The organism is Vulcanisaeta sp. JCM 16159 (genome assembly GCF_001316265.1).
In the GTDB taxonomy this organism is placed as follows: Archaea; Thermoproteota; Thermoprotei; order Thermoproteales; family Thermocladiaceae; genus Vulcanisaeta.
Genome location: NZ_BBDN01000008.1, coordinates 66,961 through 81,580 on the forward strand (window position 1 = coordinate 66,961; position 14,620 = coordinate 81,580).

General features: G+C 44.1%; 22 protein-coding genes and 3 pseudogenes. 12 read left to right on the plus strand and 13 right to left on the minus strand.

What is annotated here, in order from left to right; all coding sequences use genetic code 11:
- Positions 1-20: 20 nt before the first annotated feature.
- The 8 genes from JCM16159_RS16485 (at position 21) to JCM16159_RS08755 (ending at position 3,956) form a co-directional block, all read left to right on the plus strand.
- Complete coding sequence (locus JCM16159_RS16485; protein WP_243666450.1) at positions 21-479, plus strand: hypothetical protein; 459 nt, start codon at positions 21-23, stop codon at positions 477-479.
- A gap of 69 nt (positions 480-548) precedes the next feature.
- Positions 549-902: a hypothetical protein gene (locus tag JCM16159_RS16490; protein WP_243666451.1), complete on the plus strand. Its 354-nt coding sequence runs from the start codon at positions 549-551 to the stop codon at positions 900-902.
- Positions 903-931: 29 nt separating this feature from the next.
- Complete coding sequence (locus tag JCM16159_RS16495) at positions 932-1,375, plus strand: hypothetical protein (protein ID WP_243666452.1); 444 nt, start codon at positions 932-934, stop codon at positions 1,373-1,375.
- Between the two features lie 46 nt (positions 1,376-1,421).
- Positions 1,422-1,826, plus strand: a complete 405-nt coding sequence (locus tag JCM16159_RS08735; RefSeq protein WP_054857567.1) for a nucleotidyltransferase domain-containing protein — start codon at positions 1,422-1,424, stop codon at positions 1,824-1,826.
- The gene (locus tag JCM16159_RS08740) at positions 1,793-2,290 is read left to right on the plus strand and encodes a hypothetical protein (protein WP_054857568.1); all 498 of its coding nucleotides are present in this window, start codon (positions 1,793-1,795) and stop codon (positions 2,288-2,290) included. The genes JCM16159_RS08735 and JCM16159_RS08740 overlap by 34 nt, the downstream gene beginning before the upstream one ends.
- A 114-nt stretch (positions 2,291-2,404) precedes the next feature.
- Positions 2,405-2,791 carry a hypothetical protein gene (locus tag JCM16159_RS08745; protein ID WP_054857569.1) on the plus strand — a complete coding sequence of 129 codons (387 nt, stop codon included), beginning with the start codon at positions 2,405-2,407 and terminating at the stop codon, positions 2,789-2,791.
- A 64-nt stretch (positions 2,792-2,855) separates the two neighbouring features.
- Positions 2,856-3,296: a hypothetical protein gene (locus JCM16159_RS08750; RefSeq protein WP_243666453.1), complete on the plus strand. Its 441-nt coding sequence runs from the start codon at positions 2,856-2,858 to the stop codon at positions 3,294-3,296.
- Positions 3,297-3,302: 6 nt separating this feature from the next.
- Complete coding sequence (locus JCM16159_RS08755) at positions 3,303-3,956, plus strand: orotidine 5'-phosphate decarboxylase / HUMPS family protein (RefSeq protein ID WP_054857570.1); 654 nt, start codon at positions 3,303-3,305, stop codon at positions 3,954-3,956.
- Here the strand turns inward: JCM16159_RS08755 and JCM16159_RS16500 are convergent.
- The 3 genes and pseudogenes from JCM16159_RS16500 to JCM16159_RS08770 all read right to left on the minus strand — a co-directional run bounded on the left by JCM16159_RS16500 (position 3,953) and on the right by JCM16159_RS08770 (position 6,773).
- Complete coding sequence (locus tag JCM16159_RS16500) at positions 3,953-5,098, minus strand: TRM11 family methyltransferase (protein WP_243666454.1); 1,146 nt, start codon at positions 5,096-5,098, stop codon at positions 3,953-3,955. The genes JCM16159_RS08755 and JCM16159_RS16500 overlap by 4 nt on opposite strands.
- Positions 5,050-5,774, minus strand: a pseudogene (locus tag JCM16159_RS16505) (DUF373 family protein). The gene JCM16159_RS16500 and the pseudogene JCM16159_RS16505 overlap by 49 nt, the downstream one beginning before the upstream one ends.
- Positions 5,775-5,777: 3 nt before the next feature.
- Complete coding sequence (locus JCM16159_RS08770; protein ID WP_054857571.1) at positions 5,778-6,773, minus strand: coiled-coil protein; 996 nt, start codon at positions 6,771-6,773, stop codon at positions 5,778-5,780.
- A gap of 103 nt (positions 6,774-6,876) precedes the next feature.
- On the opposite strand from JCM16159_RS08770, the pseudogene JCM16159_RS08775 reads away from it, so the two are divergent.
- Both JCM16159_RS08775 and JCM16159_RS08780 read left to right on the plus strand, forming a co-directional pair.
- A pseudogene (locus JCM16159_RS08775) lies at positions 6,877-8,636 on the plus strand (succinate dehydrogenase/fumarate reductase flavoprotein subunit).
- Between the two features lie 57 nt (positions 8,637-8,693).
- A complete protein-coding gene (locus JCM16159_RS08780; RefSeq protein WP_054857572.1) occupies positions 8,694-9,113 on the plus strand; it encodes a Trm112 family protein in 420 nt (139 codons plus the stop codon).
- 30 nt (positions 9,114-9,143) lie between these two features.
- On the opposite strand, the gene JCM16159_RS08785 is transcribed toward JCM16159_RS08780, so the two are convergent.
- Both JCM16159_RS08785 and JCM16159_RS08790 read right to left on the minus strand, forming a co-directional pair.
- Positions 9,144-9,620 carry a hypothetical protein gene (locus tag JCM16159_RS08785; protein ID WP_054857573.1) on the minus strand — a complete coding sequence of 159 codons (477 nt, stop codon included), beginning with the start codon at positions 9,618-9,620 and terminating at the stop codon, positions 9,144-9,146.
- A 2-nt stretch (positions 9,621-9,622) separates the two neighbouring features.
- Entirely contained in the window at positions 9,623-9,895 is a 273-nt protein-coding gene (locus tag JCM16159_RS08790) for a DUF211 domain-containing protein (RefSeq protein ID WP_243666457.1), read from the minus strand.
- A 116-nt stretch (positions 9,896-10,011) separates the two neighbouring features.
- Here JCM16159_RS08790 and JCM16159_RS08795 point away from each other — a divergent pair, with 116 nt between their 5' ends.
- Positions 10,012-10,461: a DUF2258 domain-containing protein gene (locus JCM16159_RS08795; protein WP_054857574.1), complete on the plus strand. Its 450-nt coding sequence runs from the start codon at positions 10,012-10,014 to the stop codon at positions 10,459-10,461.
- A gap of 24 nt (positions 10,462-10,485) precedes the next feature.
- Here JCM16159_RS08795 and JCM16159_RS08800 read toward each other — a convergent pair whose 3' ends face one another.
- From JCM16159_RS08800 to JCM16159_RS19175, 8 genes are all read right to left on the minus strand, one after another.
- Positions 10,486-11,079 (minus strand): SagB/ThcOx family dehydrogenase, encoded by a 594-nt coding sequence (locus JCM16159_RS08800; protein ID WP_054857575.1) that lies wholly within the window; start codon positions 11,077-11,079, stop codon positions 10,486-10,488.
- A gap of 2 nt (positions 11,080-11,081) precedes the next feature.
- Entirely contained in the window at positions 11,082-11,291 is a 210-nt protein-coding gene (locus JCM16159_RS08805; protein ID WP_054857576.1) for a hypothetical protein, read from the minus strand.
- A gap of 64 nt (positions 11,292-11,355) precedes the next feature.
- Positions 11,356-11,493: a hypothetical protein gene (locus JCM16159_RS16515; protein WP_243666458.1), complete on the minus strand. Its 138-nt coding sequence runs from the start codon at positions 11,491-11,493 to the stop codon at positions 11,356-11,358.
- On the minus strand, positions 11,460-11,840 hold the full coding sequence (locus tag JCM16159_RS16520; protein ID WP_243666459.1) for an LptF/LptG family permease: 381 nt from the start codon (positions 11,838-11,840) through the stop codon (positions 11,460-11,462). The genes JCM16159_RS16515 and JCM16159_RS16520 overlap by 34 nt, the downstream gene beginning before the upstream one ends.
- Complete coding sequence (locus JCM16159_RS08810; protein ID WP_243666460.1) at positions 11,804-13,084, minus strand: APC family permease; 1,281 nt, start codon at positions 13,082-13,084, stop codon at positions 11,804-11,806. Before JCM16159_RS08810 ends, JCM16159_RS16520 begins: the two co-directional genes overlap by 37 nt.
- Before the next feature lie 139 nt (positions 13,085-13,223).
- Positions 13,224-13,460: a hypothetical protein gene (locus tag JCM16159_RS19165; RefSeq protein WP_367834414.1), complete on the minus strand. Its 237-nt coding sequence runs from the start codon at positions 13,458-13,460 to the stop codon at positions 13,224-13,226.
- Positions 13,461-13,510: 50 nt separating this feature from the next.
- Entirely contained in the window at positions 13,511-13,636 is a 126-nt protein-coding gene (locus JCM16159_RS19170; protein WP_367834415.1) for a hypothetical protein, read from the minus strand.
- Positions 13,615-13,842, minus strand: a complete 228-nt coding sequence (locus tag JCM16159_RS19175; protein WP_367834416.1) for a hypothetical protein — start codon at positions 13,840-13,842, stop codon at positions 13,615-13,617. Before JCM16159_RS19175 ends, JCM16159_RS19170 begins: the two co-directional genes overlap by 22 nt.
- A gap of 232 nt (positions 13,843-14,074) precedes the next feature.
- On the opposite strand from JCM16159_RS19175, the pseudogene JCM16159_RS16525 reads away from it, so the two are divergent.
- A pseudogene (locus tag JCM16159_RS16525) lies at positions 14,075-14,568 on the plus strand (DUF4147 domain-containing protein); the annotation flags it as partial.
- Positions 14,569-14,620 lie beyond the last annotated feature (52 nt).

Sequence of the window (14,620 nt, forward strand, 5' to 3'; positions counted from 1 at the left end):
GCTTGTCATTGGGATCGTGAATGCGTAACAAACTCCGTGGCATCAATATTCATGCAATTGCTGAAGGTACTGTACCCAAGGACTTAATTAGAAATAGTGCATTTCATGACCTGGCATCCTGTAATAACGAGTGCACGCTATCCATAAGCGATTACTCATTTATTAAGGACTTGGATGAGGAAAGTATTAAGAATGGTGTTACTAAAGTTATTAGGTTCATAGACCTAGACAGGGTTCCAGACCTGGTACAATTATTAATTAGCATGGATCTAGAGCCAGGCATTATCGCTGTCGATGAGAATATAGGCATCGACATAAAGGACGAATTAGGTGCTAGGGTGAATGAGGCCCTTGGAATAGCGCTATACTCAATAGCTGCCTACGACAGGGCAATTACCAGGTTCAGCGTGGCTGCAGCCGTTTATGAAGGTATTGGTAACATTAGTAAGGCGCGGTTCATGGAGCCATGTCTAAGATAGCCAAGGCCGAGGACCTTAGGGTTAAGGCATCGAGCTCCATGATGAGGGCAATCACGATGCGAGAAGGGCATGATTGAGGATGCATCCAAATTATATGCGTCGTCTGTGATTAATTTCAGGGAGGCTGTTGGTATTGAGGAGGCAAGGGCCAACGAGGTATTGAGCATGATGGACTCATCAGAGGTCCTGGCCAATTATTATTTTACCCATGGCGATATAGCAAGGGCCATGCAGTATTACGATATTTGCAGGAACGCCTTAAGTAATGTCCAGGGTCTGAGCGAAGAGTATTGGAGTGCCGTGAAGATAAAGGGCGATCTATGTTCAGCCTTCTACCTACTATGTAAGGCTATTGAAGAGGGTGATTGGAGGACTTACGAGGAGGCTGGTGATAAATTCCTCGAGTTAATAAATGAGGCTTAATTGATGAGCTAACGACAGAGGGCGCCGTAATGTCCTATAGAGGCGCCATAGACAGTGTTGAGGAAATTGATGATGCCGTTAGGATATACTCGAAATACGTTAAGGCAGTTAGTAGGTACTTCGATAACGTAATTAGGGATAGGTACGGCAGCTTTAACGCATTTATTGAGGAATTCCGTAGAGGCGATTATGAAGGTTTAGCCCACGTACTTAATACTGACGTTAATACACTTAAGTTATACGTTGTTGGTAAGTTTATGGTGGACGTTATTAATGAGGAGGGCTTAAGTGAGGACTTAGCTCTTGAGGTACTTGCTTACTTGGCAGGCCTCGGTTTAAACCCGCTCGATATGGGTGCTGATGAAATAATCGAGGAGTTACGTGGCTTTATTGCTGATGAGGACTTCCTCGATAGAATTAAGGATCTACTTCTTAAAATTAAGAATAGGCTTAATGCAGTCATTAATAGGTAGGTGATAGGAGTGAGTTTATAATGCATTTCATAGTATAATTTATACCGTGAATATTGAGGAAGTCATATTGGAGGCTACGAAAATCGTTACACCAAGCCCCGAGGAGAAGGTTAAAGTAATGAATGTAGCAAATGATATACTTAAATTATTAACGAGCGAATTATTAAAGCGTAATTATAGGAATTTCGATGTAACAATACAGGGTTCTGTGGCTAAGGACACGTGGTTACCGGGGGATAGGGATATCGATATCTTTATTGTTTTATCCAGGGATTATTTTAATATGATTAAGGATGGTAGTATAATCAATGATTTGATAGGCATAGCCGTTGAGAATAACATTAACTGGAACATTAAGTATGCGCAGCATCCTTACATTCAATTTTTAATTGATGATTTCGAGATCGACGTGGTACCATGCATACGCATAAACCTGGTGAGAAACCATTAACCGCAGCCGACAGGACGCCATTACATACTGAATTCATAAAAAGTAAGCTTGGCCAAAGAAATACCGATGTGAGACTACTTAAGGCCTTCTTTAAGTCGGTGGGTATTTATGGCGCCGAGATTAAGGTTCAGGGGTTCAGCGGTTATGTGAGCGAGTTACTGGTAATACACTATGGTTCGTTTATTAATGTAATAAAGGCCATTAGTAATTGGCCAATAAAGCATGTGTTTATAGACATGACAGGTACATACAATGAGAGGGATGCTGTAAGGAAGTTTAAGTCACCGGTCATAATAATAGACCCAGTTGACCCAAACCGCAATGCAGCGGCATCGATAAGTAGGGATGTGCTGTCTATGGCTATAGCAGCATCGCGGGAGTTCCTTAGGAATCCACGGAAAGAGTTCTTCATGAAGATACATAAAGTGGCAAAGCCGTTTGGGTGTTACCAACCGTGGTTGTGAGAATGCCCTATCCAGGTAACACATCGCCAGACATTGTATGGGGTGAAATCAGGAAGTTAATGGTATCATTAACAAAAAAACCTTAGGAAGCTTGATTTTAAGGTTATTAGATCGATGGCTTGGAGTGATGATAGATCAGTAATACTTTTAATGATCTCCTTAAATGAACTGGAGCTTCCCCCATACGAAATACATAGGGGGCCTCCCGTGAACTCGGATGCTGCCGAGGGATTTCTTAAGAAGTACATCAATGAACCGAGCGTTATTGGTCCATTCATAAGAGGTTCACGTTGGTTTGTGATTAGAAGAAGAAAATTTTCAGACATTACCGATGCGATTAGGCATATAGCATCTATGGCATCATTAAGACACCTAAGGAGTTCCCTAAATGATGCTCAGTATGTAAAATTAAAGACCTTCAATGATTTGGAGATCTTCGGCCCAGAGGAAAGAAGTATTATTGAGGAATTCCTTTGGACAAGACCCTGGTGGTTAAGTTAACCTGCATTTATTTTTTTTCGCAAGCGATATTTTTTTTAAAGTATCTTGGCAATATATCATGAATATGTCAAGTGCGCCCGATCTCGAATTAATGACCTTCAACGGAGTCAAGGAACTACTTAATTACGTGAATAATCAAATAAGTAATCTTGAGAAGAGGATTAAGGAGATCGAGGGCATGATGGGCGACTTAAAGGTTAAGGCTGATAAGTACATGGCACTACTGCAAATGATAGAGGAGATAGTGGGAAAGGGCCAGCAGTTGTCATTGTCAACGGCGATAGAGCTTACTGGGTTAAAAATAATCTTCGACCCAAGGCCAATTGATGAGTATGAGGCACTTGATGAGAGTAGAAAGGCCATGGCAGATAGGCTAATGGCGCTCGCCAGAGTTAGGGACGTACTTGAGGTAATCATTAATAAGCTTGGCGATAAGGCCGATGTGCCTATTCTCGTTGAGTTAAAGATGGGTATTCCGGTCAAGATAATATTTAGGAGTTGGTGAGTCTGATTGAAGCTACAGGTTGCGCTAGACCTTATAGAGCCCAGTTTGGCGGTTCGTCTGGCACGTAGACTATGCAATGCTGGGGCTGTGGATATCGTTGAGGCGGGAACGCCATTAATAAAGACGGCCGGTATTTTCATCATCAGTGCGTTGAGGGTTGCCTGTCCTAATGCCGAGATCATGGCCGACCTAAAGACTATGGATGTTGGTGCCCTTGAGGCTGAGCTGGCCATTAATGCAGGTGCTAATATAGTGAGTGTCCTGGGCGCCGCGGCTAATGAGACAATTAGTGAGTTCATAAATGAGGTAAGGAGACTTGGCGGTAAATCATTAGTTGATATGATAAGTGTTAGGGATCCCATTACTAGGGTCAAGGAATTACTCAATGCGGGGTTAAGGCCTGATTACGTGGGTCTTCACCTAGGTATCGATGTGCAGAGAAGTAGGGGCTTAACCATTGAGGGATTGCTAAGCGAGGCTGTGAGTATTAAGGGTGATTATGGTCTAGCCGTAGCAATAGCTGGTGGTATTGATGAGAAGGTGGCGCCTAAAATAAGGGATACCAACATTGATGTGGTAATTGTTGGGAGGGCCATAACGCAAGCCCCCGATCCCATTGCCGCAGCTAAGAACTTAAGGAAATCACTCGGTATTGATTAGGGCTTCCTAAAGACGTATATCAGCCGTGTTAATCCACCATGGACATACTGCAAACCGTTGATTACTAATTCAAGGCCAGTGCTTAGAAACCAATCAAGGGAATCAACATAAGTGGGGTGTGAAAAAGCCACATAACCGCCACTTCTTAAAATCCTAAAGGCTTCCTCGGCAAATTTTCTATATAGCGAGTCAAGGTCTACCTCACTTATTGATAACTTATTATATGGTGGGTCGGTGGCTATAGCATGTATTGATTCATCCTTAATGGGACTTAATAAGGAATCCGAGTTCACAGTATCTACGTACGCATTACCAACTAATGATTTCACGTACCTCAAATCAATATCTATCCCGATTACATGGGCACCAATCATAAGGGCCTCCTGCGCTATCACACCCGAACCAACAAATGGATCGAGGAAGATCTTATTCTCATTAGTTCTCGCTAAATTAACGAGAAGTCTTGCGATACGTAAATCAATAATAACGGCATCACCTCTTCTACCTCTTCTTAGAACTCTATACCTTGATCTATCAAGTTTAACCAGGGGTTTCTCGACTGCGTCATTAATAATCCATATACGTTTGATCAATGATGCCCTACAAATGACGCTACTTAATGAGTTAAGATCACCCCTATACTCTATTACTAAATCCTTAGTATCATCAATAAGATCAAGAGAGCCGCCGGATAAATCGCTTAGTGCCTCTAATTCACCGTATGCCAATGCCTTTAGATCCTGGCTTGCCTCCACCTTAGCCTTACCATATTTATTCCTCAGAATGCCTAGTGTTATCAATGTTATTAACCCTACCACGGTATAAATCGCCAAATCAGTAAGTAGGGCATACGTACCTACCTTACCAAGCATATAACCAGCTAGATCACTCGCTACCAGTAACAGGAATATTGTTAAGAGCACATCAGCGGCTATCCTACCAAACGGCCTTACCCTGAATTTTATATAAACCTCGATTGCATTAACCGTGAATATAGCGCCGATCACGAGTCCCATTAAATCAAATACATTCAATGGACCCCAAAGCGGTATGGTCTGGTGCAGCATGTAGTAGGTAGATAATGAGTATATTATTACGAAGAATATAGAGAGAGCGGATATGAAGAATGTGGCTTCATACATTCTAAGGAATCGGAGTATATTTCATGAAAGTTAAAGCCATAAATTATAAATGAAACGCCAAGCAATATCGTTATGCTTGCTATGATCATAGTCCTAACTATTGAAGGTATGTAGGGCCACACGCTATAAAAGACTCCATAAATCAGCAGAAGCGCTCCAGGCACACCAAGCGCGTACCTTCTATACCTTGGCTCACTAAATAACTTACCAATATAGTACCTGGCTAACACGGCAAATTCCTCAAAACCCCTTGTCTGCTTAACGACTATCCTTCTGACGGAGACCACGGGCCTTCTTGATTGTATTAGGGGAACGACTATCTCGTCAGATGGGCCATCAGAGACCACTATGAAACCGTCAGCATCAAACACCTGGAGTATCCTATCAACTTCATTAAGTATCTTCATATCGGCCGTAACATCCTCTGAACTGGTTCCTGTAACTACTGCTATCTCAACATTTTCTGGTCCAAACGTTGAGATTAAAGTGTCATAGAGCTGAATAGCGCCGAACATGGCATTGGCATCGGAGTCATCTGGGTACCTGAGTATGTATTCCGTAGCACCTTAAGCACGTTATTTCTACCAATTATTGGCGTAGGAACACCAAGTCTCTCGCCTACGTCGTTATCCCTATCAACGTATAGCACTATTAACCTTCTTACGAGCTTAGACATGGCTCACTTCTCATTATCCTCCTCTAGCCCCAGCCCTAATAAATCATTCAGTGATACTCTCTCGCCCTTCATTAATTTCTGAAGTCCCTCCTCGGCTCTCTTTCTCATTTCCTCCTTAATCCTCATCTCCTCTTGTTTCTTCATGGCCAGGTTCTTTGATTTACGCGCGGCGGCCAGCAATAGCTGGTACTTGTTTAATTCATCGTTTAATTCCCTTAAACGAGTCCTCAACTCCTTAATCTCAGCCGACTTACTTAATATAGCCCTCTTCAACTCATCCCGCCGAGCTTTAAGTGAATCCCTCTTGCCCTTTAATTGAATTAATTCATTAACAATGGACTCCCTCCTTTTCTTAAGTTCTTGTATCTGAGTCTTGATATTAGCAAGGACATTACTATAGAGATTTCTCATTTGCTGGCCTAGTTCCATCCTTTCCTTACGCATCTTCTCAATTTCCTGAGAATCACGGCTTATGTATTCCCTAATTCTCGAGAGGATTTCAGCCGCATTCAACTCCTTCTCTAACTGCTGTATAGTCCTAAAGAACTCCCACTCCTTTTCGGGGTCTGTGGGCGAGATCTCATGCTCAAACTCAAGCTTATCTATTAATTCTTTCAATTTCTCCTTATCAACAGGCTTACCACCAACTAGGTCATTTATGATCTTCAATAACTCCCTGTATTTCTTTACCCTACCTACTAACTCCTTAATTTTCTGGAATAGCTCAAGCCTCCTTTCCTTAAGCTGCTTTAATGTACTCACTATATCGTCCCTACTCTTCCTCAACCTAGCCATTTCATCCTTAACGTTCTTTAACTCGGCCCTCTTACTATTGAGCTGACCAATCACACTACTTAACTCCTCCCTAACCTTATTTAACTCGCTACGAAGGCTCTCCCTCTCTCTCTCCTTGTTCTCAACCTCGCTCCTAATCCTAAGGATCTCATTGTTCAACTCCTTAATCTTACTCTCCAACTCCTCTTCATTTAAAAACGACATTCAAGCAAGCCATACTGGGGAGGGTATTAATAATGCTTATCCCAAGTCAGTAACCTCAATAGGGGAAGAAAATATAAATCACCTATGTAAAACGAACTAGAGTATGGTTGAGGTACTTAAGTACGATTTAGTGATAATAGGTTCCGGCTTGGCTGGTTTAAGGGCTGCATTTGAAGCAGCCAGGGTTTCCCAGGGCAAAATAAGGATCGCAGTCTTATCAAAGGTCCATGCCATGAGAAGTCACTCTGTTAGTGCCGAGGGCGGTGCAAGCGCAGTCCTTTATCCAAAGGAGACAGGTGATAGCCTTGATTTGCACGCGTACGATACTGTCAAGGGCAGCGACTTCCTGGCCGACCAGGATGCAGTTGAATTACTAGTTCAGGAGGCTCCGAAAGAGATCATATTCATGGATCACCTAGGCGTTCCTTGGTCTAGGGACGAGAAGGGCAGGATTCTTCAAAGGCCATTTGGTGGCATGTCCATCCCTAGAACCACGTTTGCCCAGGATAAGAGTGGTTTCTTCCTGATGAGTACGCTATACGACAACGTGCTTAGGTTTGATAATGTAGAAATGCTCCATGAACACTTTGTCACGTCATTACTAATGGATCACGGAGTATTTAAGGGTGTCACCGCCATAGACCTAAGGACTGGAGAGTTCAAGGTAATTCTCGCCAAGGCAGGTATAATCGCAACTGGTGGTAATGGCAGGGTTTACAAGTTCACGACGATGGCTTGGTCATCAACAGGCGATGGCTACTCACTGGCCTATAGAGCAGGTATACCGCTTAAGGACATGGAGTTTCCACAATTCCACCCAACAGCCTAGTACCTAATGGCATTTTAATAACGGAAGGCGCCAGGGGTGAGGGCGGCTACCTAATTAACAAGGAGGGTGAGAGATTCATGAAGAACTACGCGCCAAGTAGAATGGAGCTCGCACCCAGGGATATAGTTAGCAGGTCAATAGTTACTGAGTGCCTACAGGGTAGGGGCTTTGTGGATGAGGAGTCTGGGCTCTGTTACGTATTACTGGACTTGAGGCACCTTGGTGAGGAGAAAATAAACAAGAGATTGCCTATGATTAGGGAGATAGTGATTAAGACGCTGGGTATTGACCCAGTCGATGAGCCAATACCCGTCAGACCAGCGATGCATTACATGATGGGCGGCGTACACGTTGATTTATATGGCCAAGTAATGCTTGATGAGGACAAAACCAAGGTACCAAACCTGTGGGCTGCTGGTGAAGCCGCTAACGTCAGTGTTCACGGAGCCAACAGACTAGGTAGCAACTCATTGAGTGAGTGCCTCGTATGGGGTAGGTTAACAGGCGCTGCCGCGGCTAGGTATGCAATGTCCGCCCCTGACTCAATGCTTGATTATGGCGGTGACATAGCGACGAAGGTAGCCAATGAGGAGAGTAGGATATTCAATAAGTTACTGCATAAGGAGGTTGGTGCCGAGAACCCATATGCCATTAGGGAGGAGATGAATAGGACAATGGACACCTACGTATACGTATTCAGGGATAAGAGCGGGCTTGAGGAGGCCTATTCAACAATAAAGAGATTGAGGGAGAGGTTCCCAAATGTTAGGATTGAGGATAAGGGCAGGTACTATAACACGAATCTTAGGGATGTGCTTGAGCTTGACTTCCTACTTGAGCAGGCTGAGCTAATAATAGTTGGTGCATTAACGAGGACTGAGTCAAGAGGTGCCCACTACAGGCTTGATTATCCGAAGAGGGACGATGCCAATTGGTTGAAGCATACCCTGTACTTCTACACGACTGATGGTCCAAGGCTTAGTTACGTGCCCGTCCGCATAACTAGATGGAAACCCGAGGAGAGGAAGTACTGAGGCGCTCAAAATTCACTAAAGGTAAAAGTAATTAAAGGGTATTAACAGGGCTTTCTCGTGAAGTACAGGTTAATGGATGTATTGGCATGCCCATACGACAAGACATTCCCACTAACATTAATAGTGCTCAGGGAGAAGGAGTACCCTGAACGAAAGTATGAGTGGAATAAGAGACCGTTTTGTGAGGAGTATTGCGCCCTTAAGAATGTCTTCATAAAGAATTACCCAAACCCGCAGGAGCTGCCCTGCGATGAATGCATCAAGAGGGAGGTCGTCGAGGGCATATTGTACTGCCCCAAGTGCGGTCGCTGGTACCCAATAAAGGATGAAATACCGATATTACTACCTGACGAACTCAGGAATAAGGAGGAGGATAAGGCATTCCTGGACAGGGTTAAGGATCAACTGGTTAAGGTGAATCCTGAGCTTGGAAATAAGATATTGAAGGAGGGCAAACCAACTAACTTGTCATCATGAATATTATTATCATTGAATTACCGCCCATTATTAAACAATGGTCCCTATAAACGACATTACAATACCAAGTATTACATAGAGGGTAAGCCACAGTACGGCATTACCCCTAAAGTACCTACTCATTAATGTACCAAAAACCCCAAGAATGATCACCGGAATCACGGGTATCCAAAACACCCTAACCAGGTACATCGTATAATTCGTAACTGAGGCGCCCAGCAGCGACACGGCGCCAAATACCAAGCCCTTAATTAATGCATCGTATATGGCCCTCCTATGTAGGCTAGTCCTCAATAATGAACCCCTCCTCATCAATAGCGTTCTCTCGATATGGCTTAATGAGCTCCTTTCCTCGATATACTCAGCCATGAACGCCGTTACTAGATTTATCGTCGTAACTATAATCACTAATTTAACAGTACTTCGCGTGGTCTCGCCTAACACGAGCGTCGTCAAGACACTATCCAGGAAACCGAGCACCAGGTACCTACCGTCAATACTTACCATACTCACCTCTCCTTAAGTAACTGAGGATTAAGTTCAAGTATGTACTCGCCAACAATCACCTGGTCAATACTCCTAATTGCACCGCCCAAGTCCTCAATAACCCTCTTAACATCGTCATAATTTATGTTATCACCCTCAATAACGATAACTAGGCCGAGAACTTCGACGTCTGTGTCAGTCACGGTGACATTAACAGCCTTAACACCACTAACCCTGCCCAACCTATCTGCGAGTTCCACGGTAGAGACACTACTTGGTATATCAACATCAAGCACAACTCTACGTAACCCGCCCAATTCAGATCAAAATAAATAGAGCTTATCCCCTACTTAAGTATTTAACCCAGCATTGGAAAATAAGTTTTAAATGAAGCCCAATTAAATAGTGTAATATGTCTTGGAAACCAAGTGAGGACGTAGAACGAGATAAGGAACGAGCCGCAGAATATGAAAAACTATACAGTGGATTCATATTCCATGGACCATTAACCGTTGAGTTAAGGACAGGCATCATAATAGCGGCTAGGTTCGCGGATAAGCTAAGGCGCGCTGCATTCGCGGCTTTTTCGAAGATTATTCCCGAGGACGTTATACTTAGGGACATAGCGGAGTTGAATAAGACCGTGTATGACGAGATGATTAAGAGGAACATCGATAAGCTGGCTCTCGTGAGGATAAGCGTCGTGGTTTCATACGATCAAAAGGCAAATAGGCTTAATTTCTCTAATTTAAGGATTGAAAGATTATACACGGAAGATGAAGTGAGTAAGATCGTTAATGAGAAATGCGGTGAGTTGGAAAGGAAGATTGAGAAGATAAGGAGCATAATAGGCTCGATATGAGCATTGAATAATTCACCCCCTTGATTAAAAACCACGTGCCTCCTTACCAATAAGCATTAGAAGTACGGGAAACTCCTCAATACAGTCAATACCAAGGAATCCGCACAACTCCTCATCATAAAAGGCACCCACGGCCCTAACACCAAGCTCCAACCCAGTGGCCGCAATATACATATTCTCCATGACAGCGCCAGCGTCAATAAGGACGTATCTCAAAGCCCTCTTCCAATATTTCCAGCGTGTTCGTGAGTAGAATGCCGTGAGTATGACAACCGCTGACGCCCTACTAACGTGGTCCTGTCCAAGGGCTAGGTCAACCATTAATGAATTAAACCTACCCAACTTAATGATTTCTAATGCGTGGTTGAATGGGTCATAGTGATAAAGCCCTTCCCTTAGCCCCGTCACGTTATTAATCACTGGGTAAGCCTCAATGGGCTGTAAGGCGCCCGCGGATGGGTATGCACGAAGTGGGTACTTATCAAGCCCATAGGCCTGGGTCCAGCCCGTAATACCCAGCCCTAAGAACAGTATTGTTGCTAAGTCATCAATGCTTATCGGCTCATCGATGAAATCCTCCGCACTTCTTCTTATGGTAACTGCGTTGCTTACAGCCATCGTTATGCCTTGGGGCTTGGTAACTTAATCACATGGCTACTCCTTACCCTCCTCAATGGGGGCATTACGCCAGCTCTCCTAGGCCAGTACTCATCTCTATAATGCCTCATTAGGAAGTCGCAAGCAGCGCTAACGTCCTTACCTATGGGTTTCCTAAACATAAACAAAGCCTCACTGGGTATTACATCCCTTAACGCCTCATCCTCGCACATAAGGAATTCAACAATAGGTATTCATTGTTTTGATTTAAACCCTAAGCGTTGCGTTACCGCATGACTACTCAATAGGTAAGTTACCCTCCTTAACCTGCCTTATTTCCTTGGTTTCAAATCCCTGTCTCACCGATACTATGAAGAATACCATTGATACGGCCAACGCAATTAGGTAGTCCCATGGATATTGAATGTAGCCCATTCCCAGCGAGCCCATGTAGATAGAACACCAAACACAATCATGTAGCCAATGAACCAGATACTCGCCTTAACCTCCTTACTAACGTAATCATCCCTCGACCTATAGTATAGATACGTAACACCCCCAATCAATATTAATGCGAACGCAGACCAATACCCGTAAAACGGTAGTGCGTTGACCACGAATCCGTAATAAATCACCATAATTAACGCAGTCCAGAAAATCACTGAGAAAGCCACGGCCTCACCATAGCCCATACCAATGGCCTTTCTATAACCTAAGATTAGTAATGGTAAGCCAAAGGCCGTTATCACAAATATATAGCCAGGTAAGGCCAGCCAGTCCAATAAACGAGCATTGAGGACATTACGAAGCTCAGCAGCCCAATCAGTAATGGCATCGGGGCCTTATACGGCCTATCAACATTTGGTGCAGTCCTCCTTAATATGACTAATGCTGGGCCACCAGCCAGGTAGTTGATTATTGTTGCCGTTGTTGATATACTGACTATTTGATACCAGGTTGGGAATGGCAGTAGGAATAATACGGCTATTAAGTAAGTAATTATGAATGAGAACCACGGGGTCTGGAATCTTTCATGTAAATTACCGAATATGCTTGGGTAATAGCCCTGCCTTGAAAGTCCGTAGAGACTCCTTGCTGTCGTGCCGATGTACACGCCCATGGTGCCCGCGGGTGAGATCCACGCATCAATCAGTAGTATCGTGGCCCACAGCACTAGGACTATGATGCCGCTCGCGTATAGCTCTGAGTAGAATGGTGAGCCTGCCCAATTGGAGTTTATTAAGTCGCTCCAATCACCGGGCTTTATTGGAGTTACGTACTGACCCTTACTATTAGGCAGGTATATCTTGCCCCAGTCGATCCCTCCTACAAACGCAGTCTCCAATGCCATGTATAGTATTGCCACGAGTATTATCGATAAAACCAGGGCCATTGGTACGTCACGCCCTGGATTCCTGGCCTCACCAGCATACTCAAGGGCCTGTCTAAATCCCTCATAGGCCCAGATAATGCCGCTGGGGATTAATGCCGTAAAGACAGCCGCCCAACCCAGCGGTGCGAATCCTCCATATGCCGTGAAATTACCTGGGTGTAGGTATAGGGTTATTAGGAGTATTACCGTGGCCGTGGGTATTATGAACTTCCAAATGGTTATTGCCGTGTTAACCTTACCGAATATGTTAACGCCAATTACCTGTATTGCTGTAAAAACACCTATTAATGCCGCTGCCGTCAAAATACCCAGCGGCGTCAAGTAGCCGGACTCGGTACTAAAGAGCGGTAAGTACTTATTTGTGTACATTATTATTGCCTCGGCCTCCATGGATATCGTGGTGGCTGAACCAATTAAGTACGCCCAACCAAGCAGGTAGTTAGAGATTGAGCCGTGTACGTAGTGGTCAATACGAACAAGCGAGCCACTGAATGGGAATATTGAACCTAGCTCAGCATATGATAGGCCTATGAATATGAAGAATACCCCAGCTAGGAGCCAGGATATTAATGATGCCGGGCCAGCATAGGCAGCACCCGCTAAGGCTGCGAACAACCAGCCACTACCAACCATACCCGATATTGATAGGAAGAGCAGGTCCCAAAACGTCAGTGCCCTTCTCAGCTTTACACTTGTATTTACTGTAGAACTTTGTTCATTTCCTATATTTCCGGTGAAGAGAGGTCACGAGATCGAAAAATTTAGAAAGTTTTTAAGTCTTACTCAGCGAATTATTTACGTTAGAACTTTTCGATGATTGTTCCTGAACCACCTTAATATTTAATGTCTTGTAGAATATCTTTTCATTAAGCCAGTTAATGTTGGAGGACACGTAATCAACCTTCTTCCTCATCTCGTAATCCCTGGGCTCTAGACTGAGTAAATCCAGGTAAAGCTCCTCCATCACCCTCTTAGCCTTTAACGCGAAGTCTAGGTTATTCCTAATCATCTCCTCGGTAGCCTTTCTACTGAGCTCGCCTGTGAAGTCGGCAATGCCGTTTATGTAGGCTCGGCATCGACACCTAGCTCGCCCGGGCTTGGTATTCTGTTCTCAGTCATGAAGAACCACATTGTCATGGCCTCAACGTACTCCTGGAGGCTGATTACTGCGTTATTATAATACATTGGTACTTGGCGATTAATTCCCTGAGTTTATTAACGAGATCCTGCATCTCCCTTATGTATTTACGTGCTGTCTCAATATCATCCCTAATCAATGAGTATATTACGGACTTAGAAAGCCTATTCACCTTAACCCCAGTCTCAATAACCACATCCTTAACCTCCTCAAGCTCCCTCAACCTTGCCCTTAATCCATCGGTGTCAATCATACGGTTATGGTGCCTACCTAACCCTTAAAAATCAATTGCCATTAATAATTCATGTGGTATTTCCCGTATTCGGTGGTGATTTACTGAGTGATTTACTAGGCTAATCCTCAAATCCTCGGACTTATACCTTAGGACTTCAAAGGTCATAAGTGTTGGTAATAGTAGGGTAAGGATCATGGGGCATGAAGTTGATGATTTCTACGTTATAGCCATTGGTAAGGGCTCAATAGGGATGGCCAAGGCAATTGAAGATGTGGCCTACGATAGGATAATAGATGGGATCGCCGTGGTGCCCAGAGGAACGCCGGGTAATCTACGGAAGATAAGGATTCTCGAATCAACACACCCATTACCAACGGAGGCAAGCATTAATGCTGGGTTGAAGATACTTGACCTGCTAAGTAACGTTGGGAGTGGTGATTATGTACTATTCCTAATAAGTGGTGGTGGTTCAGCCTGGTCGAAGTGCCCATAAAGGGTCTGAGCCTTGAAGACATTAAAGAGGTAAATAACCTACTACTGAGGAGTGGGGCTACTATTCATGAGATAAACACCGTGAGAAAGCACCTATCAATGACGAAGGGAGGGAGACTAGCCAAGGAGGTGATTAAGAGGGGTGGTAGGGTAATAACGTTAATAGTAAGCGATGTACCTGGTGATGACCCGGCAACAGTCGCCAGCGGACCAACCGTCCCTGACCCAACCACGTATAGGGACGCCATAACCATACTGAGGAATAGGGGTCTTTGGGATAAAGTACCCAGTACCGTTAGGGAGG